Here is a 23007-nt window from a genome sequence, read left to right on the forward strand (position 1 = left end):
CCAAGTGAAAGATTTACCCTTTGATCTCAAAAATACAATAAAGAAAAGAGAGAAGTACATTCTCATTTTAATCACCTATAAAATGAGTGAACTAAAGTTTTATCTTTTTTGCAAACTCGGATTAACAAATCTTCGAGTTAAATTAATATTCTGTCAAATTTTACTATAATTTCATTTTTTCATAAAATATCTCTCACAGAATTTAGTATATTTGTATCACTTTTTAAAATGGGCAGCAGCCCCTAACAAAGCATTGATAATCAGTAATATTATTTATATTTAACTAAAACAAATCATGATTACAATTGACAAATTCAACTTTGCAGGCAAAAAAGTCTTTGTACGAGTTGATTTCAATGTGCCTCTAGATGCACAATTCAACATCACAGATGACACTCGTATTCGTGCGGCTATGCCTACCCTAAAAAAGATCGTAGCTGATGGTGGTAGCCCAATTATAGCATCTCACCTTGGCCGTCCAAAAGGAGTAGAAGAAAAATATTCATTGAAACATATCCTTGCTCACGTATCTAAACTTCTTGGTGTAGATGTACAGTTTGCAAACGATTGTGTAGGCGAAGATGCTGGAGTAAAAGCTGCTGCCCTTCAACCGGGAGAAGCATTATTGCTCGAAAATCTTCGTTTCTATGCCGAAGAAGAAGGCAAGCCTCGTGGTTTGGCCGAAGATGCAAGCGATGAAGAAAAAGCTGCTGCAAAAAAGGCTATAAAAGAAAGCCAAAAAGAGTTCACTAAAACACTTGCTTCTTATGCAGATGTTTATGTAAACGATGCTTTTGGTACAGCTCACCGTGCACATGCTTCGACCGCTCTTATTGCAGATTACTTCGATGCTGAACACAAAATGTTCGGTTACCTGATGCAGAAAGAAATTGACGCTGTAGAAAAAGTATTGAAAGATACAGCACGTCCGTTTACTGCTATCATTGGTGGTGCTAAGGTTTCTTCAAAAATCGACATCATTGAAAACCTATTGGATAAAGTAAACAATCTTGTTATTGGTGGTGGTATGGCATTTACTTTCATCAAAGCAGCAGGTGGTAAGATCGGAAATTCTCTTGTAGAAAATGACAAGCTAGACCTTGCTAACGAAATTGTAGCCAAAGCTAAAGCGAATGGTGTACAATTAGTAATAGCAAGCGATGCTAAAATAGCAGATGCTTTCAGCAACGACGCTAATACTGAAATATCAGAAGCTAACGCTATCCCTGACGGATGGATGGGATTAGATATAGGTCCTAAAGGCGAAAAAGAAATTGCAGATGTACTTATGGCTTCAAAAACTATTCTTTGGAATGGTCCTGTAGGTGTATTCGAGTTCGACAACTTCGCTCAAGGAACAAAAGTAACTGCTGAAGCTGTTGCTACTGCTACCAAAGCCGGAGCTTTCTCTCTTGTAGGTGGTGGTGACTCTGTTGCTGCTGTAAATAAGTTCAACCTTGCAGATGAGGTATCTTATGTTTCTACAGGTGGTGGCGCTTTACTTGAATTCATCGAAGGTAAAGTTCTTCCGGGAATTAAAGCTATCAGAGGATACTAAGATTTTAATTAATCAAATAAAATATGTAAAGTCCGTATAATATTATACGGACTTTTTTTATCTTTATTCTAAAATAATCAAAACAAATGCTATGGCTAAAAAACTATTACTTTTAATTACTTTCAGCATGCTCCTGTTTTCATGTAGCACATACAATAGCATGAAAAATGCAGACAAAAACATCAGGAATATTAGCATAGGAATGTCTCAACAACAGATTGTCTCTATTATGGGAGATCAATATGAAGTAGTGGAAGCTAAAGACAATGTCATAGTTTGGGGCTATAAAGCGTTTGATGAGGGAATATATAAACTCAGGTTTGTGGACGGCAAGCTGTTGGGGTGGAATAAAGTATGGTTAAACAAATATGAATTTGAGAACAGACCATCTACATCCTCGTCCTCTGATACCTCAAAATAATAATAAAACACCTTCGGATGAATATTCCGAAGGTGTTTTTCTGTTATAATTATAATATTTAAAAAGAATCGATTATTTCACCAACTCGAATTTACTTGATTTTACATCTTGGCTATTCTTTCCAATCATGACTTCAAACATACCCGGCTCACAAACATAATCTATATTATTATTGTAGAATTTCAACTGATCGGCAGTTATTGTAAACTTAACTGTTTTTGTTTCACCTGCTTTCAGGAATATCTTCTCAAAACCTTTCAGTTCTTTCACCGGTCTTGAAATACTGGCAGCCTCATCTCTGATATATAGCTGTATGATTTCATTTCCATCTTTATTTCCTGTATTCGATACAGTTATACTAGCTTCTACACTTCCGTTCTCATTCATCTTATTTGAGTTGAGCTTAACATCACCATACTCGAAAGTAGTATAGCTAAGACCATATCCGAATGGATAAAGCGGCTCATTAACCTCGTCAATATAATTTGCTTTAAACTTATGAGGCCCGCCTTCTACATACGGTGCTACCTGTATTCATGTGATTGTAATAGATAGGAATTTGCCCAACCGAACGCGGGAAAGTCATTGTTATCTTACCCGATGGATTGTAATCGCCAAATAAGATATCTGCCACAGCGTTACCTGCTTCACTACCGGGAGCCCAAGCCTCTACGATGGCAGCACAATTCTCATCTTCCCAGGTTAATGTAAGAGGACGTCCGTTGAATAACACCAATACTACAGGCTTACCTGTTTTCACAAGTTCTTTAAGTAATGTTTTTTGGTTTTCGAAAAGATCAATATTTGTTCTTGATGCCGATTCTCCACTTTGGCTATTTCCTTCACCTAAAGCAACAACTACAACGTCAGACTGTTTTGCAACTTCAATAGCTTCTTTTAGTAATTCTTCCGGAGATTTAGGATCTTTGGATACAAATGGGAAACCATAAAAATTTGACTTATCAAAGATAAACTCATCATCAACTATATTTGCTCCTTTTGCATATACTACAGTGGCATTATCACCTACTGCATTTTTAATCCCTTCTTTTAGTGTTATCGAATATTTCTTATCGGCAGTAAGTGCCCATGTACCCATCATATCATATTGGGAATCCATAAGAGGACCGACCAAAGCAATTTTTCCTTTTTTCTGTAAAGGCAAAGTTTGGTTTGCATTCTTCAGTAAAACAGTAGATTGTCTGGCAGCTTCACGAGCCAAAGCTCTCGATTCTGGTGTCACCAATGGCTCTCCTACACGTTTCAAATAGCGGAAAGGGTCTTCAAACAAACCAAGTTTATATTTAGCTTCAAGCACTCTTCTACAAGCCGTGTCTATATCTGCTTGTTTTACAACACCTTTTTTTACTAATCCGGCTAACTTCGTTAAGAAAGCTTCTCCGGCCATATCCATATCTACTCCAGCATTTAGAGCTAAGCCGGTTACTGTTTCCAGATCTCCCATACCATGATCTATCATTTCGTTGAGAGATGTAAAGTCAGTAACAATAAAACCATCAAAGCCCCACTGTTTTCTCAATACATCTGTAAGCAACCATTTGTTTCCTGTAGCAGGAATTCCTTCTACCAAATTGAATGATGTCATCAAGCTTCCTGTTCCGGCTTCTACGGCTGCTTTATATGGCTCCATGTAGTAATTAAACATCTGAACCCGACTCATATCCACTGTGTTATAGTCCTTACCGGCCTCCGATGCTCCGTAAAGGGCAAAGTGCTTTACGCATGCCATAGCTGTATTATCAGCACTCAGATCGTCACCTTGAATACCTCTAATCATTGCTTTTGCAACAAGTCCGCCAAGATACGGATCTTCGCCTGCTCCTTCAGCCACACGTCCCCAACGCGGATCGCGAGAGATATCTACCATCGGTGAATATACCCAGTTTATACCTGTACTGGTAGCTTCTACAATAGCTCTGCGTGCTGTTTTCTCAATCAAAGCCGGATCCCATGTACATGCAAGAGCTAACGGAATAGGAAAAATAGTTTTATAGCCATGAATAACATCCAATCCAAAAATAAGCGGAATCTTCATGCGTGTTTGTGTAGTTACTATTTCCTGAGCCTTTTTCTGTTCTTCAGGGCTTATAACATTCAAGAAAGCTCCGAGTTGGCTTTTTGTAAGCTTTTCATTTATATTCTCAGTAAAAGTAGTCCCTGTCATCAGAGCAGGTGATGCTGCAAGATTTAACTGCCCCACTTTCTCTTCAAACGTCATTTGCTGCATCAGATTATCTATAAACTGATTCATCTTTGTATCGCCTTTGTTTTGACTATACACACATAAGGATAGTCCCCAAAGAGCTAATAATAAAACTTTTCTCATAATCTCTATTTATTAAAATATTATATTAAAATCTGTACTTAATACCAAATTCTGCTGTAAACGGACGAATATAGGTCGCACCCTGTATAGTTCCGGCAACTGCATTTGCCTGCTCTTGATTATATAGGTCTGTTCCTCCGATTGTACCGCCGATACCTTCTTGATTAAGCAGGTTTACAAAATTGGCATAAAAATCGAAGTGTCCTTTGTAGTTTATATTCAAACCTCCAAATGTTTCCCAGTGACCTTTATAATATAAGTTGTTTGGCAGGTTTGCATATTGCTTGCTATAATAACGACCACTTAGCCAAACTCTTGCGTTTGTATTTTTATCTATACCGAATGAATAGCTAGGATCTATCTCGAGCAAGAATTTAGAAACCACAAGAACATTTTTATCGTCAAACTTTACAGGCTCCGGAAGCATTGCTCCACTCGGAAACTTAGGATTGATCGAATAGTTTTTGTAAACAGGATCTTGCAGTGTCACTAAAAAGTGAAGGTTAAAGTTTTTTAGAGAATTGTCGAAAAACTTAAACGGCGTAAACATAAAGTCTGTCGTCCAACCCAGTGTTTGAATGTCGTAGTAAATAACCGTGTTAGCACTTTCATTTCCTAACTTCAGGTCCATGCGTCCAACATAATTATTTTTACTGATAAAAGTACCTTTCGACACCAACTCTACCAACGGGTGATTGAAGTATAAACCTAAACCTCCACTTAATACTGTATTTTGTTTGGCATCTACTTCGTATTGACCTGCATAGCTTTCCAAGTGAGGTGATTGCCTGTTATATCCGACATCAGCTAGTAAACCAAAGCTATTTGTCAGTTTATAAAGAGCATCAGCATTAAAAACAAGATTCAGATAATCATCATTTATTGCTTTATATTTAGATTTGTCTTTAGATAAAGTCCCATCGGCATTACGTGCTGTTACAGACAAAAGATCTCCATTCTTATTATATCTAGGGGCATAAGTTCCCTTAACTTTTTGCCATTCCACTCTCGCACCATATCCCAGATTAAAATTTGGACTGATATTCCATTTATCAGAAAAATATAAAGCCAGTTTTCTTTCATATCCGCTATCGTACTCTGTTCCTATATTGTACATTTCATTTCCTACTATACTTTTGATTTGACCGTATTGATCAAATTGAAATATCTGATTTGAGTTATCAACAACTTTAGAAGGGTTCTCTTTTACGTCTGTATAATATGTTGAGGTTTTTGTATAATATTCTCCCGGATTATACATAGCCCCCATTAAGCCTATATTAAAATCATGCGTATTGGTCTTTTTATTCAGATTCAAGACTCCTGATAGAGTTTTTATAGTCATTTCGGGATTAGAGAAGAGCCAATGCTGAATTCCGGCATTCCCTTTTACAGGCGTACCATCCATATAGCTATAACCTGTGATGTCGTGTGCACCTAACAGCACCTGAATCAATTGAGAGCCTTTGGTTTGTGATAATTTAAATGTATAGTTTAAGTTCCAGTTATTATCAAATTTGTTTTCTCCGATAAGATATAATTCATGTGTTTTCCATTTATTTTGGTCAAACATATCCTCTTCAATCATATTCCCTGAATACACGTCTTTCATCCATACTTTTCCTGATTTTTCAAAGAATGAAGACCGTCCGATTTTTACGCCTGGAATTTCCTTTATACTACCATCCCCATTATAGTAAAAGGGACTGAATCCTAAAGATATTCCACCTGTATTCATATATTTATACATAACGCTGATCTTATCCCTGCCTCCGTTATATTTCTGGGTCAATGCTCCTTTAAACATTTGAGTCTGGTCATTATAGTATTTTTTGAAAGGGACATCTAATGTTCCGGGATCATAATTAAGATAAAACCCTGCTGCAAAAGAAAGTCCATTTTTATTGATCGGAGCACTTATAGCACCGGTAGCTTTCATCAAGCCGTAATGGTTTCCGGTAATGTCAAAATTACCAAATACCCTATCTGTCCCCAGATTATCATACGTAGCAATAGAAATGCCGACATCTCCCGTACGCAATGCTGTCTGATTTAAGTTTAGAGTTTCGAAACCTATAGTTGAAGCATCCAATCGCCATGCTCTAGTAGGAAGAACCGGCCAGTAAAAGTAAGAGACAGGTAGTCCATTTTCCATAACCGATGTACCGCCAACGCCGGCAGGCAGTCCGATATTTACCGTACGAGGGCCCGTACTGCTGCTGGCATTCAGCATCATGTTTTTTTCATCCTTAGCATCGGCTGCAACCGTATCCTTTTTTAGCGACTCAACCTTTTGCGCATATATAGTTGTACTACCCAATAAGGATAGTAAGATAGCGGTATATATTACTTTATTGATATTTATATTTCTCATATTTATGTTAAAACATTAGGGATTAATTTTGTTAAGTTCAGTCTTTTACGTGTGGTGTATTTAATACGCGATACAAAAGTATAGCATTATTTATTAGCGTACAATATACGCCACAACAAAATAACATGTTTTAAAACATAAAATAAGAAAAAAAATATCCAAGCATGAATAAAACATACTTGGATACACATAAATAATAACAAAATGATTATATCATAAATCCAACAGCTCTTCTATTCTCTTCATATTGAAGGAGTACAAGTTTGGCTGAGGATAGGGATCTGATTCTCTCTTTTTATCAAGACTAACAATCAATTCAGAAGTTAGCATTCGTTTTCTAAAATTACGCTTATCAAGTTCCTCTCCCAATATATCTTCATATATCTTTCGCAACTCTACTATCGTAAACTCCTCGGGAAGCAATTCATATCCGATAGGAATAACGTCTATAAGCAGTCGTATATGCTTTATTGCCCGATTTATGATTTCATTATGGTCATGGCTGAGTTTAGGTATTTTATCTATATCAAACCACATACTCAAGTCTGTATCGTCTTCGCTCAACGATACCTGATCGTAACGCACGAAAGCAAAATAACCCAACGTCGCATATCGGCTCATCAAATTGGGGATATCGTCAGGGCTAACACCGTAACTTTCCAGCAGATCTCTATTGTTATCTATATTACAACGATCTTTCTTTCCAAATAAATAGAATTGTCTCAATTTTATGTTAGTCAAACCGGTGCGCTGAAGTAAAACCCTTTGTACAGCTTCATCAACATCCTCTTCTTTATGGACTAAACCTCCCGGCAACATCCACAGTTTACTTAATTTATATTTATTGAGCAATATCTTCATTTTTTGCTCATGAAAAGATATAATAACACAGTCTACAGATAGTCCCGGGTGTATATTCTCTGTCTGTGCTTTAAAAGTCTCCAAGTACAATGATTCCATAAGTCTCTCTTCTTTACATCATTAAACCAATATCTATTTTTCAGACGACATGATCCCTCATGCTGCATGTTATACAACATAAAAAATAAAAGCGTATTATGTACGTCATATGGGCATATGTATTAATTTTGCCTCTGGTGTGTAAAATACGTTATTATAAAATTGATAAAAAAATATTGATATGATAAAAAAATATATTTTAACAGGTTTTTGTTTAATTATCGCAACTTTTCAATTATTAGGCCAACCGCCTAAACAAATTGTTGTAGATGGAAAAACACTCCCAGACTTAAATAATGACGGAAAACTACAACCGTATGAAGATACTCGTTTGCCCAACAACAAACGAATTTCAGACTTAATGACTCGCCTGACACTAGACGATAAAATAAATATAGTGTTGGGAACGGGTATGAAAGGCTTCGAAGGGCTGATAAAAGACATGGTAGTAGGAGGAACGGAATACCTAGTCCCGGGTGCTGCCGGCACAACTTATCCTCTTGACAAATATGGTATCCCGGCTATTGTGATGACAGACGGGCCGGCAGGTGTGCGCATCAGCCCAACCAGAAAAAACACAGATCAAACATTTTATGCAACCGGTTTCCCAGTGGGCACTCTATTAGCTTGCACTTGGGATACAAAGTTGATAGAACAAGTAGGGCGAGCAATAGGAAACGAAGTATTGGAATACGGATCTGACATACAACTTGCTCCGGCTATCAATATTATGCGGAACCCACTCTGTGGACGAAATTATGAATACTACTCGGAAGACCCTTTATTGACAGGAAAAATTGCGGCGGCAATGATAAACGGTATACAGGAGAACGGCTCGGGAACATCGGTAAAACACTTTGCGGCAAACAACAGTGAAAAAAACAGGATGAACTTGAATGTCAACGTATCTCAGAGGGCATTAAGAGAGATTTATTTAAGAGGTTTCGAAATCGCAGTTAAAGAATCAAACCCAGCAACCATAATGTCTTCTTATAATAAGATAAACGGAATATATACTTCTGCCGATTATGATTTGCTGACAACAATACTAAGAGACGAATGGGGATACAAAGGTGTAGTTATAACAGACTGGTTTGGTGGATATAGCAACGGACTAGAGGCACTGATGGGTAAAGGGAAAGAACACAACACATCGCTGCAACTAAAAGCCGGTAATGATTTATTAATGCCGGGCATCCCTTCGCAAAAAGAAGACATACTGAATGATTTAAAATCGGGAGCTCTTACCGAAGGGGATTTGGATATTTGTGTAAAGAGAATTTTGAATATGATCTTGTCTTCAAACAAAATAAGAAACTATCAATTTTCAAACAAACCCGACTTGAAAAAACATGCAGAACTCACACGTCAGGCAGCAACCGAAGGCATGGTTTTATTAGAAAATAAAGAGAATGCTCTGCCTCTTGCTCCAAGCACAAAGAATATGGCTGTTTTCGGAAGCTTATCTTACAATCTCATTGCCGGAGGAACAGGTAGTGGAGATGTAAACAAGGCATATATTGTATCACTAAAAGAGGGACTAAAGAATGCAGGCTATTCGACAGATCAAAAACTGGAGCAATTTTATACTCCATTTGTAAATGCTGAGGCAGCCAAAGTAAAAGAAGCGTTGAAGGCTAACCCATTAATGCTGGTTCCGCTGATGCCTCAACCAAAACTTAAGGAGTCGATGATAAAAGAAAGTGCCTCAAAAAATGATGTTGCAATAATTACTATAGGAAGAAGTTCAGGAGAATTGGACGATAGAAAGATTGAAGCTGATTTTAAACTGACACAAGAAGAACTGAACCTAATAGATAATGTATCATCTATATTTCACGCTCAAGGGAAAAAAGTGATAGTGGTTCTCAATAATGGAGGAGCAATAGAAGTTACAAGCTGGAAAGACAAAGTGGACGCAATCTTAATGGCTTGGCTTCCGGGGCAAGAAGCAGGAAACTCTGTAGCAGACATTTTATCAGGGAAAGAAAATCCATCAGGAAAATTATCAATGACATTCCCTATAAAATATGAGGATGTTTCTTCTGCCGAGAATTTCCAAGGACTTCCTGCCGACAAACCGACCGAAGTGATGTATAAAGAAGGAGTATATGTAGGATACCGATATTTCAACACCTTCAATGTAAAACCTGCATACGAGTTTGGATATGGTTTGTCTTATACAACATTTGAGTATTCTGATATGAGAATAAGCGACAAGGTGTTTGACAACGAACTGTATGTAAGCGTTAATGTGAAGAACACAGGAAAAGTGGCAGGAAAAGAGATTGTTCAATTATATTTATCCTCGCCAACTAACGTTATAGATAAACCCGCAAAAGAACTTAAGGCTTTTGCCAAGACCCGGTTGCTAAAACCGGGAGAAGAACAAACAATAACTTTACGTTTAACTCTTCGCGAGCTAGCTTCTTTTAATCAAGGAAAGAGCGCATGGGTAGCTGACAAAGGTTCTTATCAGATTGAAGTGGCAGCATCTGCTCTAGACACAAAGCTGAAAGAATCATTTATGTTGCCGGAAACAAAAATTGTAGAAAAAGTAAATAATGTACTGAATAACAAGGCTTCTTTTGTCGACTTAAAACCTTAATTAACTGATATAAATATTCAAAGAGGTTGTCCTGAAAATTGATTCAGGACAACCTCTTTAATTTAAAGATGAGTGATAGAGTAAGATAAGTATAAACAGTCGGTTATCCTTATCTTCATTCTATACGTGCCGCATTAAATGATAGATAGTAAGTTGAAAACATACTTCTCATAATCATAATAATTATCTTTCTCTAATAGATATCTAAATCTATAAAATTCCATAAGCAAGAACAGCTTGTTTCATTCTTGAAGAAAAACCCATAAACTTTTCGTATTTTTGTTTAGAAAAAAAACACTGACAAATGATCATTTTCAATACTACATTTCATGTAGAAGACGAAGTCTGCAACGATTATATCCGTTTTATCAAAGATGTTTACATAATCAAAGCAACGAATAGCGGTTTCTTATACGAACCTCGTTTCGCACGTATCCACGCACAGCATGAGGAAAGTGGAACCAGCTATTCATTACAGTTCAAGGTGAAGAATGTAGATACGCTCAATCACTGGTATGCTACAGAAGGCGAAGCTCTCCAGAAAGAGCTAACCTCTCTGTTTGGAAATAAGGCTTTGGGGTTTGTTACATTATTAGAAGAAATAAGCTTGTAGTATGATACAAAAAGAACGAATAATATTGGGTATCGACCCCGGCACACAAGTAATGGGATACGGTATCTTGCGTGTAGTGAATAACAAGCCTGAATTATTAGCGATGGGGGTACTACAACTTAGCAAGTATGACGACCATTATCTGAAACTCCGACGGATTTTTGAACGGATAATTGGACTGATTGATGAATTCCTACCCGATGAACTAGCCATCGAAGCTCCTTTCTTTGGAAAGAATGTACAAAGTATGCTCAAGCTGGGTAGAGCACAGGGGGTAGCTATGGCTGCTGCATTATCGCGGGACATTCCCATTTTTGAATACGCCCCATTGAAAATAAAAATGTCAATTACCGGAAATGGACGTGCAGCTAAAGAACAAGTTGCCTATATGTTACAACATTTCCTCCATATACCCGACAGTAATATGCCAACTCAGATGGATGCTACCGATGGTTTAGCCGCTGCAGTTTGCCATTATTTCCAAACAAACAACCCTACACAAGAAAAGAAATTTACAAGTTGGAAAGATTTTATAAATAAAAATCCGGGAAAAGTTAAATAAATAAGCAAACACAATGATATACAAAGATCTAGAAAATATAGAATACGGGCATGCATGGAAATACCAGCAAGAGTTATTCGCAGAAGCCCTATCCCTTAAGGAGAAAGGGGAACAGCCCGAAAACTACCTCTTGTTTTGCGAACACCCACATGTGATCACAATTGGCAAACATGGTAAACATGAGAACCTTCTGTTTCAGGAAAATTTTCTAAAAGAAAAAGGAGTATCACTTTTCCAAATAGATCGCGGAGGAGATATTACATATCACGGTCCGGGACAACTTGTGGGTTATCCTATCTTCGATTTAGAATCATACGACATCGGACTGAGACAATACATCTTTAACCTAGAAGAAATTATAATTCGTTTTTTGGCGTCTTACAATATCAAAGCTGAAAGACTCGAAGGTGCAGCAGGTGTATGGATAGATACAACAGTCTCTGCTCGCACACGAAAGATTGCGGCGATAGGTGTGCGTAGTAGCCGCTTTGTGACAATGCACGGATTTGCATTCAACATAAATACAGATTTATCTTATTTCTCACTTATCAATCCTTGTGGCTTTGTTGACAAAGGAGTAACATCGCTTGAAAAAGAGCTTGGACATAAGGTAGATATGGAAGAAGTAAAAAGTAAAATGAAAGAATTATTTGAAGAGGTATTCATCCCCAAATAAGCACAATAATTATGGAGAGTTTGCAAAACAAGATAGTATTTGTCACGGGCGGAGCCAATGGCATTGGCAGAAGCATAGTAAAAGCTTTTTGCAAAGAAGGAGCAGATGTTACTTTTTGCGATATGGATGAAGAGGCAGGAAAGCGACTAAGCGAAGAGATGAAAAGCTATAAATGCTCATTCGCCCAACTTGATGTTTCCGATGCAGGGGCTTTGAGTTACCTTATTCATACTATTATCTCCAAGAAAGGAAATATAGATATCATTATCAACAATGTAGGAGTTAGCAATTTCGGATCAATACTCGATGTGTCAGTAGAAGACTTCGACAAAGTTCTGAACATCAACCTACGTCCTATATTCATATTAGCCAAATTATTAGCAAAACACCGCTCACTAAATAAAGAGTTAAACACCTACGGGCGAATAATCAACATGGCATCTACCCGCTACCTGATGAGCGAACCGAATTCCGAAGCCTATGCCGCATCTAAAGGAGCAATCGTATCACTTACCCACGCTTTAGCTATTTCCCTTAGTGAATATAATATAACGGTGAACTGTATCAGTCCGGGCTGGATAGACACAGGGCATTACGGCGATTTACGTCCCGAAGACCATAAGCAGCACCCATCGGGCAGAGTAGGCAAACCCGAAGATATAGCTCGCACTTGCCTGTTCCTTTGCGAACCGGCGAATGATTTTATTAATGGACAAAATATTGTAGTTGACGGAGGTATGACAAAAAAGATGATATATATAGAATAAAATATATTACTTTTATCTGTCTTAAAATCAGTCACTATGAAACGCCTATATTTTATTTATCTTTTGCTATTCGTCCTTTCAGGTCACGCCATAGCATGTACCACTGCTATTATATCAGGTAAAGGAACTATCGACGGACGCCCCTTGCTCTACAAACATAGGGATACAAGTGCCTTACAGAATAAACTAATGGCTTTTAGCGATGGTAAGTATCAGTACATTGGTATTGTAAACAGTACAGATAAGACAGGCAAAGAAGTATGGGGAGGCTACAACTCTACAGGCTTTGCCATAATGAATTCAGCATCGTACAATCTGAATGAGAAGGAAGTAGGACCTGAGGAACGTGAAGGGATTGTCATAAAAATGGCTCTGCAACAATGTGCAACGCTCGCCGATTTCGAAAAAATGCTGGAAACATTACCGAAGCCTCTTTATGTAAATGCAAACTTCGGGGTGATCGACGCACAAGGAGGAGCTGCCTATTACGAAACAGGCGATTATACCTTCAAGAAATACGATGCAAATGATCCTTCCATAGCTCCTATGGGATATATTATACGCACCAATTATTCTTTTTCGGGAGATAGAGCCAGAGATAAGGGTTTGAGCCGCTATCAGGCTGCGGAACCGTTATTTTACAATGCTGCTTTATCAGGCTCACTTTCTTACCGCTTCTTGTTACAGGATGTTTCACGTCATCTCACACACGGACTGACCGGGACAAACTTATATGACATAATGCCTCAAGACACTTCAAAGACTGTTTTTGCAGCATTCAGAGACTATATACCCCGCTACTCTACCTCTTCGGTTATCGTTGTGCAAGGCGTGAAAAAGGCTGAACCGGCTTCGCTCACCACTATGTGGACGATATTAGGTTCACCACTTACCACAGTGGCTGTACCCGTATGGCTCAATAAAGAGAATTGGTACCCATCCACAATGCTTGCCGATGAAACAGGGAATGCAAAGCTATGCGATTGGTCACTGAAACTAAAGAAACAACTCTTCCCCATAGACCGGGGAGAAGACAATGACTATATCAATCTAGCAGCACTCATTACCGCTGATGGCAACGGCATTCTGCAAAAGATAAAACCTATAGAAAACCAGATATTAAACAAGTCCGATTCTCTATTAAACCATTGGCGCAAGGATGGCTATAATCCGGCTGAACTAAAAGAGTTTTGCAAGTGGGTAGATAATCTTATTCAGCAATATTACTCTTTTTCTCCTTCGTTTTCTTCCTCTTTCTGATGTAAAGATATAATCCTGTCAACGGCAGGCTCATACCAAATAGAGTAGAAAGAAATACCAATAATCTGCCCGCTGTACCGCCTACGGCTCCGATATGAATATCATAATTCATACGGCGTAGTTTGTCCGCAAAATCTTTGTTTTCATATTTGCCCTGATACGGATGATCAACCTCAACCTGCTTAAAGCTATATTTGTCAAACGAGTACCTATCGACATTATAATACAATTTCTTGTCGGGGAATACGGTTATCATAATGGCTGAAGCCTTATCTTCTAGATTGGGTAGATATATCGAAAAAGCCTGAGCTGTAGGAGCTTTTTGCGACAGATCCGAAAACAATGAATCAATTCCCAGATAAATATCTTTAGCAGGAGTATCAACATGCAATGTATCAGATTGCGCCATTCTCCATTCAGGCATTACCCTGCCACCCGAAGTAACCTTATATACACCCTGCGACCACCATTCCAATGCCCACACCATACCCGTAAGGCTTATGATAAGGAGTATAAAAGCGGCATAAAAGCCAAGAATATTGTGCAAATCGTACACTTTCTTATACATTTTGGTTTTCTTCTTCCATCTGAACCAGAGACTGTATTTAAGGGCTTTTTTACTTTTTGGAATCCAAAGAATAAGTCCTGTAATTATTACAATCACAAAAACCAATGTAGAATAGCCTACAATGGGTTGTCCTATACTGTAAGGAAGCCAAAGTGAAAAGTGTCCCATCCCAATGAAATCCCAAAAGTCGTAACCCGAAGAACCATCTGATCCTTTTACCGATATCACTTTGCCCGTATAAGGATCCATTTGTAGCGAATAATTATAACTTTGTCCACGGAAAGTTGCTTTAATTGGGGCATCTTCCGAATACTCTATATAATCAGGCGTTTTATCTTTAAATTCTTTCTTGGCAATTTCTATTACCGATGAGGGCGAAACAACCGTCGTATGTTTGCCTTGCGATACTTCGGGTAGTTTCTCCTGATCTACCCATCCATTCAGCTTTAATGCCCAAATAGCTCCCGTCAGGCATACAATAAAAAAAATAAGCCCGGAGATAAGCCCCAGGTAAAGATGCAGTTGATAAGCTATCTTTTTGAATGTCATGAGAGTTTTTTTTAATTAGAAAATTTAAAGAGGATATCCCAAAAGTAATTTTCATTATTAAAATATTACTTTTGGGACAACCTCATTATTTCTTAGAATCTATAATTCAATGCAAGAGATATGGTACGCAATTTCTGCGGTGTAACTGTACTCCATCCTCCGTAATATTTTTTATTGGCGAGATTATCCCCTTTCAAACTGATGGTATAGTTATCTCCATTATAAGAAATCAACGCATTGAAAATAGTATAACTTGGTAAAGTGAAACTACCGGTAGAATGTCTGTTGAGTGTTTTATATTCTGATGCGTAGTTAGCACCTGCGCCTACTCCCCACCCTTTCAATGAACCTGTAGTCAATTTGTAGCTTACCCATGCATTAAACAAGTTTGCCGGACCTGACTCTTCCGATCTTAGACCGATATAATCACCATCGGCAGCATCCTTTGTTATCTTATTGTAATTGTGGCTATAACCCGCAATCATATTCAACCCTACAACAGGATTGGCAATAAGGCTAACCTCTACCCCTCTGCTCTTTACCACTCCGCCTTGAATTACATTCAACACATTCGCTGGATCAGCCATCGTCTTGTTAGAAACTTTGATGTCATAGTAGCTCACAGTCAACGAAACTCTATCGCTATACAGGTTGCTTTTCACACCCACTTCCCATTGATTCGCTTTCTCAGGTTTCAAGATCTTCATAGAAGTATTACCCGAACCATCGTGCTGGGTTACAGGTTCAAGATTTTGAAAACCATTCATATAATTGGCAAACAAAGAAAGATGTTGCAAAATTGGCTGGTAAACAAGACCTAATTTTTGAGAGAAAGTCACCTGATTTTTCACCTCTTTAGTATTCCATGAAGTTGATGCTGAATAGTTATCCAAACGAAGTCCTACTAATGCCGACAGTTGAGGAGTAAAGTTGACAACATCAGACAAATAGGCACTCCAAATCTTAACGGTAGAATTGGATACACTTCCCGGATCAGCAGATAAGAGAGCATCCACCCCTGTAGCGGTAAGTACGCCTGTATCTGTCTGATTGGCAAGCGACACAACTCCGTTTGCAACCCAAGCATAACCATTATCCTGATATTCTTTCTGTAAATAATCTACACCGAAAACAACTCTGTTACGCATGTTACCAAACTTATGATCTCCTGTAAAGTTTTGCTGAACATTTATAGCATCGGTAGAAGAATTTAATCTGGAAATATAGCGTGTAAAATCGCTACCATTTACATTGTCCCATAAATACTGATAATATCCGTCAGATTTTGTATTGCTGGCAGCCACAATAGTCTGCGAGTTCCAGTTTTCATTGATTTTATATAAAGCCTGAGCTTGCATACCATAGGTTGGATTATTGACAGCAAGGCGATTACTTGTATATGACTTTTTATAGTTCTTTTCAAACAAATCGATATTTGAGAAAGTAACAGGAGCAGAACGGTATAAGAAAATCATAGGAGCTGTTGTTCTCTCCAACGATTTATATTCCGTATTAATAAAGAAAGTTAAGCGATCTGAAGCCTTAAACTTAAAGCTAGGAGCTATAAAAAATGATTTTGAATAACCATTATCCTGAAATGTATTTTCATAATGGTAAGCTCCATTGATTCTCATACTGGCTTTGTCACTCAACGGTGTGTTTACATCCGCAGTTACTCTATTTAGCCCATAACTACCTGTAATGTAACCAAACTCTCCGCCAAAAGTATCGTACGGTTTCTTGGTAACAACATTGATCAGACCACCATAATAAATAAGGTTTCCACCGTAAAGTGTTCCCGAAGGACCTTTTACCACTTCTATATTTTCTACATTCGCAGGATCCAAAGCTCCGTTGCTGATGTTAGCCACACCATTCACAATGGTAGGTTGCAAAGAAAATCCACGCATGGTGTAATATTCCGCACCATCGCCTGCACGTCCGGTACTTTCCCACAGACGGGTTATACCTGTTGCATTTTTCAATGCTGTATTGAGGCTTGTAACGACTTGTTCTTTAATAACCGTCTTGTTGATTGTATTATATACCTGTGGATTTTCCAAGTCGGCAAGTGGTAGTTTAGCAACCGATGCACTTATTTTCTCAGCAAATGGGTTCTTCTTGGTTGCTATAATTTCTATCTCTTGCAGATTTTCGGTCGTTTCGTTCAAGAAAACATCCTGAACCTGTAGGTCTTTGCCTGACTCTAAAGCGACTTCTACTTTAGACAATTGCAGTCCCACAGATGAGAACAAGAGCGTGTAACGTCCGGCATGAACGCCTGATATCTTATAGAATCCTTGAGAATTCGACATATCGCTCCTATGTAATTCTTCTATCGTTATACTAACGTTAGAAGCTGGTTTTCCATCAGAAGTAAATACCCGACCACTTATAACAGCCGATTTTTGCTGTGCAGACAATGATATGACAATGCCCATAAGCAAAAACATTATACCGAACAGGCGTAAAGAAATACGTTGTTGTTGCATTTGTAAGTAATTTTATGATAATAATTTTGTATGTTAATCAGCTTAACACACGTATGTTTCAGATATACGTAAACAAAGTTTATTTCTACTATCAAAAGATTATAGATATTTTTGTTATCCTTTGGGATGAGCCCGGCATTTTTTGTCTCCTTAATTTGCTTACTCGTTTATATAAAAATAAACAGTGCTTTTTCGGCACAAAAATATAAATCAGTACAAAAAACTACAATCACCATAAATAATGATTTTGAATAGAAAAAACACCTACTTTCAGGTATATAAAGATTAATTATAATTACAGGGGAAAGGATAACATTAAAAGAGTAGATATCTTTCATACAAATAATCTGAGACAATGTATTTAAGTAATGTAAAGCAAAAAACAATAGCAGGTCGAATAATCTAACTTCTATTGGGAGGAACAAATCACTAAATTCCCTATCTTTACCATGTTGCTATATCTTATAATATGACAAACTCGTCTTGTATAAAAACAATAAGATTTTATCTTTATCAGAGTAGGCACAGAGGATAAAAAGTAACAGATAAAGACAGCGATAAAACTGTCACTTTTGTCACCTTTTGCTCATAAGATACTGAAAATGAATATCAATTATTTTTGTAACCTTGTTACTTTTTTTACTATATAATTAGAATATGACTTTATACGATGTTGCTATTATTGGAGGAGGGCCCGCAGGTTATACCGCAGCCGAAAGAGCTTCTGCCAACGGATTAAAAACTGTATTATTCGAAAGGAATGCATTGGGTGGCGTATGCCTCAATGAAGGTTGCATCCCCACCAAAACACTTCTATACTCGGCAAAGACCCTAGATAATGTAAAAAACTCTGCAAAGTATGGAGTCGGCGTAGAAGGAAGCCCAACTTTCGATCTGCCTAAAATAATTGCCCGCAAACAAAAAACAGTACGCAAGCTGGTAGCCGGCATCAAACAGAAAATGGCTGCTCATGATGTAACAGTAATCATAGGCGAAGCAACTATCGAAGGTGAAGACGGAGAGCGTAATATCCTCATATCATGCAACGGTGAAACGATTACCGCAGCAAAGGTGTTATTATCAACAGGCTCTGAAACAATTATTCCTCCCATCAAGGGACTCAGCGAATCAGGGTACTGGACATCGAAAGAGGCGTTGGACAATAAAGACGTACCGGAATCTTTAGCCGTTATCGGAGGGGGAGTTATCGGTGTCGAATTTGCTTCATTCTTTAATAGTCTGGGAGTAAAAGTGACAGTGATAGAAATGTTACCCGAAATACTCGGCGCAATGGACAAAGAACTATCAGCCATGCTTCGTGCAGAATATACCAAGAAAGGTATCGACTTTCACCTGAACACCAAGGTCGTTGAAATAAAAGGCGGTCAGATTATTATCGAAAAAGACGGGGAACAATCGACAATCGAAGCCTCTCAGATATTACTGAGCACAGGACGACGCCCTGTTACAGCAAACCTGAATCTGGATAAGCTAAATATCGAGTTGTTTAGAAACGGCGTGAAGGTGAATGAGAATATGCAGACATCTCACCCCAATGTATATGCATGCGGAGATATTACAGGATATTCACTGCTCGCACATACTGCGGTACGTGAAGGAGAAGTAGCCATCAATCATATTCTAGGTAAGACCGACAGCATGAGCTACAAGGCAATACCGGGAGTGGTATACACCAACCCTGAGATTGCAGGAGTAGGACAAACAGAAGAAGAGCTTACGGCTAAAGGTATAAAATACACTGCTCACAAACTCCCAATGGCATATTCGGGACGTTTTGTGGCTGAAAATGAACTTGGAAATGGTGTTTGTAAACTGATCATCGACGAAGATTCAAAAATCATAGGTTGCCACATGTTAGGTAATCCCGCCTCGGAACTGGTGGTTATAGCGGGCATTGCCATCGAAAAAGGATTTACTGTAGAAGAATTTCAGAAAATTGTATTCCCTCATCCTACAGTAGGAGAGATTATACATGAATCGCTGTTCTTATAGTCTTACGGGAAGGTCTTAGCTCTGGCGGGGATCAACGCCCCACATCAGCTTACTTCTCAACGTTTTGTAGAAGGTATTATCTTTCCGTTTTAATACCTGAAGGGTAAAGTCTGCCTTCTTTACAGTCAGCTTCGTCCCTGCCTGAAATACATTAGACCTTCCGTCCAATGAGATGAGAAAACTATTGTTACGGCTTTCTACATCAAAGGTGATGATACTATCATCTGTTATAACCAAAGGTCTGTCTCCCAAGCTATGAGGGGCTATGGCAGCAATAACGAAGTTGTGAGCATCGGGTGCTATTATCGGCCCTCCCACACTGAGTGAGTATGCCGTAGATCCTGTAGGTGTAGCCATAACGAGTCCGTCAGCTTCATACGAAGTCAGGTATTCGTCGTTGATATATGCATGCACGGTGATCATCGAAGCCGTATCTTGCTTCATAATAGCCACTTCGTTGAGAGCATAGTTGAAGCCATGATATATTTTATGTTCGGTAGTCAGATGCAGTTGGCTACGATGTTCGATACGGTAGTTACCCGAAAATACATCTTCGAAGGTAGCTTCCAGATCTTCTTCGCCTACATCTGCCAGAAAGCCTAATCGTCCGGCATTTATACCGAGTATCGGAATATTCTTTTTGCCTATTACCGATGCCGTACGCAGGAATGTTCCGTCTCCTCCGATTGTTACCACGAGGTCAACATCGAACTCATCGTTCTTTATAATACCTGCGACATTATATTGCAAGTGATGACAATCTCTTAGGTAGTAATAGAATTTCTCCTGAAGATAGATTTCTACGTTGTTATCGTTTAAGATTCCAAATAACTTTTCAACCTGTTCTTTCTTCTGATGTTTGCTACCGAATATGGCTATTTTCATCGCATTTACTTTTAACGGAACCTATTTATATACAAACAAATGATTTTCTAAGCTGTTAATAAAACGGAACTGATACGCGCATTCTCATCAAATCATATTACATTTGTAGTTTGATATCGTTCCACAAAGGTGCTAAAAAAGTTTTATCTATTAACATCTATCTCTGGCAATTTGTGAAGAACGGCGGTTTTTAATGGTTTGACATGACAAAGTTAAGTGTAAATATTAATAAGATTGCAACACTACGCAATGCTCGAGGAGGTAATGTTCCAGATGTTGTACAAGTTGCTCTCGATTGCGAAAAATTTGGTGCAGAAGGTATAACAGTTCATCCCCGTCCCGACGAAAGACATATTCGATTCAAAGACGTGTATGACTTAAAGGCGAAGATCAGAACTGAATTTAATATCGAAGGTTATCCTTCACAAAAGTTTATAGACCTTGTTACAACGATACGTCCCACACAAGTAACACTTGTTCCGGACAAGCCCGATGCGATTACATCCAATGCAGGTTGGAACACTGTTGAACATCAACAATTCCTATCCGATTTGGTTGATACATTCAGGGCTGTAGGTGTACGCACATCTATCTTTGTTGGCACAGAACTCGAAATAATAGAAGCAGCAGCAAAAACGGGAACAGACAGGATTGAGCTATATACAGAGCCTTATGCCTCCAATTATGTCAAAAACAAAGAGGCTGCCATAGAGCCTTTTGTAGCTGCGTCTAAATTAGCGAAGAAACTTGGACTAGGATTAAATGCAGGTCATGACCTCAGTCTCGAAAATTTGAATTATCTATATGAAAATATACCCACAATAGATGAAGTCTCTATTGGGCATGCCCTTATCAGCGACGCATTGTATTTGGGTCTTGAAAATACAATAAAGGCATACAAGGATTGCCTGAAACCAAAAACTGAAGTAGACTAAAAAATGGAAGCTCAGAAGGATAAAATAATAGGTCTAGGTGCAACAATCGGATTTCACTTGCTAATTATCTTAGCTCTTATTTTTTATACCCTCGATTTGACACCAATGGCAAGGACTGCCGAAGATTTGGGAGGAGTTCCTGTTATGTTTGGCAACGTACCCGATGCATTTGGAGACGATGAGCCCTTTGGTAGAGGCAATGGAGACGTTGGTGCTGAAGAAGCCACTTCACCAAATGTGGTTGAAGATCCTATCCCGATGGTAGAAAATACTGCAACCAAAACAAAACCGGCAGTCTCGAACACAAAGGAAGCTCCCGTTACTCAAAATCTGGAAGAAACAGTAGCTATAAAAGAAGCTAAGAAAAAAGCGGAAGAAAAGAAACAGCAAGAAGCAGACGAAAGACGGAAGAAAGCTGAAGCTGACCGTGTAGCACAACAAGAAGCGGCTAAGAAAGGACAGATCAACAACCAAATGGCGGGACTGTTTGGCAATGGAACAGGCAGCGGTAGCAGAGGTAATACTGAAGGAACAGGCACACAAGGTGTACCAACAGGAAATGCCAGTTATGGTAAAACGTCAGGAGTTGGCGGCTGGGGATCATTCGATCTTGGAGGGCGCAGCCTTGGTAGTGGCGGACTAATCAAACCGAACTATTCGGTAGACGATTACGGTACTGTTGTTGTCGATATATTGGTAAATGCTAAAGGTGATGTAGTAGAAGCCACTATCGGAAAAGGCACAAATACACCAAACACAAATCTACGGAACGAAGCTCTAAGAGCAGCAAAAAGAACAAAGTTCAATACGGTGTCATCTGTCACCAATCAAAAAGGAACAATCACATATAAGTTTAATTTAAATTAAATGGATATGAAAACTATATTTTTATTTCTGACCACAGGATTTGAAGAGATCGAAGCTCTTGGAACAGTCGATGTTCTTCGCCGTGGAGGTTTGGATGTGAAAACAGTTTCGTTGACTGATAGCAAACAAGTGGTTGCCAGTCATCAAATACCTGTAATAGCCGACCTGATGTTCGACGAGGTTGACTTCTCTAAAGCAGAAATGCTTGTTTTGCCCGGAGGTACAACAAAATTCAACGAACACGAGGGCTTGAAAAAAGAACTACTCGCTTTTGCCAACAAAGGTGAAAAGGTTGCTGCAATATGCGCTTCACCGATGGTCTTAGGAGGCTTAGGTCTTTTGGAAGGGAAGAGCGCAACAGCCTATCCCGGATATGAACAATACCTGAAAGGAGCTACATTGCAAACAGAAAAAGCTGTTGTAATAGATGGAAATATAACTACCGGAAGAGGTCCCGGACTGACTATCGATTTTGCACTAAGCCTTGTTGAACAATTGGCAGGGAAGACAAAGAGAGATGAAGTCGCAGCCGGCTTGTTGGTTCAGTGAAAA

Annotated in this window: 17 protein-coding genes and 1 pseudogene; 12 read left to right on the plus strand and 6 right to left on the minus strand. The window is 38.6% G+C overall.

The genetic code is table 11. The features are described from left to right. The first annotated feature begins 295 nt into the window (after positions 1-295). Both QOX35_RS10795 and QOX35_RS10800 read left to right on the plus strand, forming a co-directional pair. Positions 296-1558, plus strand: a complete 1263-nt coding sequence (locus QOX35_RS10795; protein ID WP_135103471.1) for a phosphoglycerate kinase — start codon at positions 296-298, stop codon at positions 1556-1558. Between the two features lie 91 nt (positions 1559-1649). Then, positions 1650-1979, plus strand: coding sequence for a hypothetical protein (locus tag QOX35_RS10800; protein ID WP_283686896.1), 330 nt, complete (start codon positions 1650-1652; stop codon positions 1977-1979). A 72-nt stretch (positions 1980-2051) separates the two neighbouring features. Here QOX35_RS10800 and bglX read toward each other — a convergent pair. The 3 genes and pseudogenes from bglX to QOX35_RS10815 form a co-directional block, all read right to left on the minus strand. Beyond that, positions 2052-4326: pseudogene (bglX, locus tag QOX35_RS10805) on the minus strand (beta-glucosidase BglX). Positions 4327-4351: 25 nt separating this feature from the next. Continuing rightward, positions 4352-6700 carry a hypothetical protein gene (locus QOX35_RS10810; protein ID WP_283686897.1) on the minus strand — a complete coding sequence of 783 codons (2349 nt, stop codon included), beginning with the start codon at positions 6698-6700 and terminating at the stop codon, positions 4352-4354. A gap of 213 nt (positions 6701-6913) precedes the next feature. After that, positions 6914-7660 carry an NUDIX hydrolase gene (locus tag QOX35_RS10815; RefSeq protein WP_283686898.1) on the minus strand — a complete coding sequence of 249 codons (747 nt, stop codon included), beginning with the start codon at positions 7658-7660 and terminating at the stop codon, positions 6914-6916. Positions 7661-7841: 181 nt separating this feature from the next. On the opposite strand from QOX35_RS10815, the gene QOX35_RS10820 reads away from it, so the two are divergent. From QOX35_RS10820 to QOX35_RS10845, 6 genes are all read left to right on the plus strand, one after another. After that, a complete protein-coding gene (locus QOX35_RS10820) occupies positions 7842-10268 on the plus strand; it encodes a beta-glucosidase (RefSeq protein ID WP_283686899.1) in 2427 nt (808 codons plus the stop codon). A gap of 304 nt (positions 10269-10572) precedes the next feature. Further along, the gene (locus tag QOX35_RS10825; protein ID WP_283686900.1) at positions 10573-10881 is read left to right on the plus strand and encodes a DUF4286 family protein; all 309 of its coding nucleotides are present in this window, start codon (positions 10573-10575) and stop codon (positions 10879-10881) included. Between the two features lies 1 nt (position 10882). Next, positions 10883-11443 carry a crossover junction endodeoxyribonuclease RuvC gene (gene ruvC, locus QOX35_RS10830; RefSeq protein ID WP_283686901.1) on the plus strand — a complete coding sequence of 187 codons (561 nt, stop codon included), beginning with the start codon at positions 10883-10885 and terminating at the stop codon, positions 11441-11443. A 13-nt stretch (positions 11444-11456) separates the two neighbouring features. Continuing rightward, a complete protein-coding gene (gene lipB, locus QOX35_RS10835; protein ID WP_283686903.1) occupies positions 11457-12119 on the plus strand; it encodes a lipoyl(octanoyl) transferase LipB in 663 nt (220 codons plus the stop codon). A gap of 11 nt (positions 12120-12130) precedes the next feature. Next, on the plus strand, positions 12131-12886 hold the full coding sequence (locus QOX35_RS10840; RefSeq protein ID WP_283686904.1) for an SDR family NAD(P)-dependent oxidoreductase: 756 nt from the start codon (positions 12131-12133) through the stop codon (positions 12884-12886). Between the two features lie 36 nt (positions 12887-12922). Next, a complete protein-coding gene (locus QOX35_RS10845) occupies positions 12923-14146 on the plus strand; it encodes a C45 family peptidase (protein WP_283686905.1) in 1224 nt (407 codons plus the stop codon). On the opposite strand, the gene QOX35_RS10850 is transcribed toward QOX35_RS10845, so the two are convergent. Beyond that, the gene (locus QOX35_RS10850; RefSeq protein WP_283686906.1) at positions 14097-15263 is read right to left on the minus strand and encodes a PepSY-associated TM helix domain-containing protein; all 1167 of its coding nucleotides are present in this window, start codon (positions 15261-15263) and stop codon (positions 14097-14099) included. The two genes, QOX35_RS10845 and QOX35_RS10850, sit on opposite strands and share 50 nt — an antisense overlap. Positions 15264-15355: 92 nt before the next feature. Then, positions 15356-17755, minus strand: coding sequence for a TonB-dependent receptor (locus tag QOX35_RS10855; RefSeq protein ID WP_283686907.1), 2400 nt, complete (start codon positions 17753-17755; stop codon positions 15356-15358). Positions 17756-18412: 657 nt separating this feature from the next. Here QOX35_RS10855 and lpdA point away from each other — a divergent pair. Further along, positions 18413-19768: a dihydrolipoyl dehydrogenase gene (gene lpdA, locus QOX35_RS10860; RefSeq protein WP_283686908.1), complete on the plus strand. Its 1356-nt coding sequence runs from the start codon at positions 18413-18415 to the stop codon at positions 19766-19768. A 15-nt stretch (positions 19769-19783) separates the two neighbouring features. Here lpdA and QOX35_RS10865 read toward each other — a convergent pair whose 3' ends face one another. Beyond that, positions 19784-20653: an NAD kinase gene (locus QOX35_RS10865; protein ID WP_283686909.1), complete on the minus strand. Its 870-nt coding sequence runs from the start codon at positions 20651-20653 to the stop codon at positions 19784-19786. A 203-nt stretch (positions 20654-20856) separates the two neighbouring features. On the opposite strand from QOX35_RS10865, the gene QOX35_RS10870 reads away from it, so the two are divergent. The 3 genes from QOX35_RS10870 to QOX35_RS10880 are packed head-to-tail and all read left to right on the plus strand — an operon-like array spanning position 20857 to position 23004. Next, positions 20857-21588: a pyridoxine 5'-phosphate synthase gene (locus QOX35_RS10870; protein ID WP_135103447.1), complete on the plus strand. Its 732-nt coding sequence runs from the start codon at positions 20857-20859 to the stop codon at positions 21586-21588. Between the two features lie 3 nt (positions 21589-21591). After that, on the plus strand, positions 21592-22455 hold the full coding sequence (locus tag QOX35_RS10875) for an energy transducer TonB family protein (protein ID WP_135103446.1): 864 nt from the start codon (positions 21592-21594) through the stop codon (positions 22453-22455). Positions 22456-22461: 6 nt separating this feature from the next. After that, positions 22462-23004 carry a DJ-1 family glyoxalase III gene (locus QOX35_RS10880; protein ID WP_135103444.1) on the plus strand — a complete coding sequence of 181 codons (543 nt, stop codon included), beginning with the start codon at positions 22462-22464 and terminating at the stop codon, positions 23002-23004. The last annotated feature ends 3 nt before the right edge of the window (positions 23005-23007 follow it).

This window comes from Dysgonomonas sp. Marseille-Q5470, assembly GCF_951230145.1.
Classification (GTDB): Bacteria; Bacteroidota; Bacteroidia; order Bacteroidales; family Dysgonomonadaceae; genus Dysgonomonas.

Coding starts and splice junctions, on each gene's coding strand:
- QOX35_RS10795 (WP_135103471.1), top strand. CDS start 296: ATGATTACAATTGACAAATTCAACTTTGCAGGCAAAAAAGTCTTTGTA.
- QOX35_RS10800 (WP_283686896.1), top strand. CDS start 1,650: ATGGCTAAAAAACTATTACTTTTAATTACTTTCAGCATGCTCCTGTTT.
- QOX35_RS10810 (WP_283686897.1), bottom strand. CDS start 6,700: ATGAGAAATATAAATATCAATAAAGTAATATATACCGCTATCTTACTA.
- QOX35_RS10815 (WP_283686898.1), bottom strand. CDS start 7,660: ATGGAATCATTGTACTTGGAGACTTTTAAAGCACAGACAGAGAATATA.
- QOX35_RS10820 (WP_283686899.1), top strand. CDS start 7,842: ATGATAAAAAAATATATTTTAACAGGTTTTTGTTTAATTATCGCAACT.
- QOX35_RS10825 (WP_283686900.1), top strand. CDS start 10,573: ATGATCATTTTCAATACTACATTTCATGTAGAAGACGAAGTCTGCAAC.
- ruvC (WP_283686901.1), top strand. CDS start 10,883: ATGATACAAAAAGAACGAATAATATTGGGTATCGACCCCGGCACACAA.
- lipB (WP_283686903.1), top strand. CDS start 11,457: ATGATATACAAAGATCTAGAAAATATAGAATACGGGCATGCATGGAAA.
- QOX35_RS10840 (WP_283686904.1), top strand. CDS start 12,131: ATGGAGAGTTTGCAAAACAAGATAGTATTTGTCACGGGCGGAGCCAAT.
- QOX35_RS10845 (WP_283686905.1), top strand. CDS start 12,923: ATGAAACGCCTATATTTTATTTATCTTTTGCTATTCGTCCTTTCAGGT.
- QOX35_RS10850 (WP_283686906.1), bottom strand. CDS start 15,263: ATGACATTCAAAAAGATAGCTTATCAACTGCATCTTTACCTGGGGCTT.
- QOX35_RS10855 (WP_283686907.1), bottom strand. CDS start 17,755: ATGCAACAACAACGTATTTCTTTACGCCTGTTCGGTATAATGTTTTTG.
- lpdA (WP_283686908.1), top strand. CDS start 18,413: ATGACTTTATACGATGTTGCTATTATTGGAGGAGGGCCCGCAGGTTAT.
- QOX35_RS10865 (WP_283686909.1), bottom strand. CDS start 20,653: ATGAAAATAGCCATATTCGGTAGCAAACATCAGAAGAAAGAACAGGTT.
- QOX35_RS10870 (WP_135103447.1), top strand. CDS start 20,857: ATGACAAAGTTAAGTGTAAATATTAATAAGATTGCAACACTACGCAAT.
- QOX35_RS10875 (WP_135103446.1), top strand. CDS start 21,592: ATGGAAGCTCAGAAGGATAAAATAATAGGTCTAGGTGCAACAATCGGA.
- QOX35_RS10880 (WP_135103444.1), top strand. CDS start 22,462: ATGAAAACTATATTTTTATTTCTGACCACAGGATTTGAAGAGATCGAA.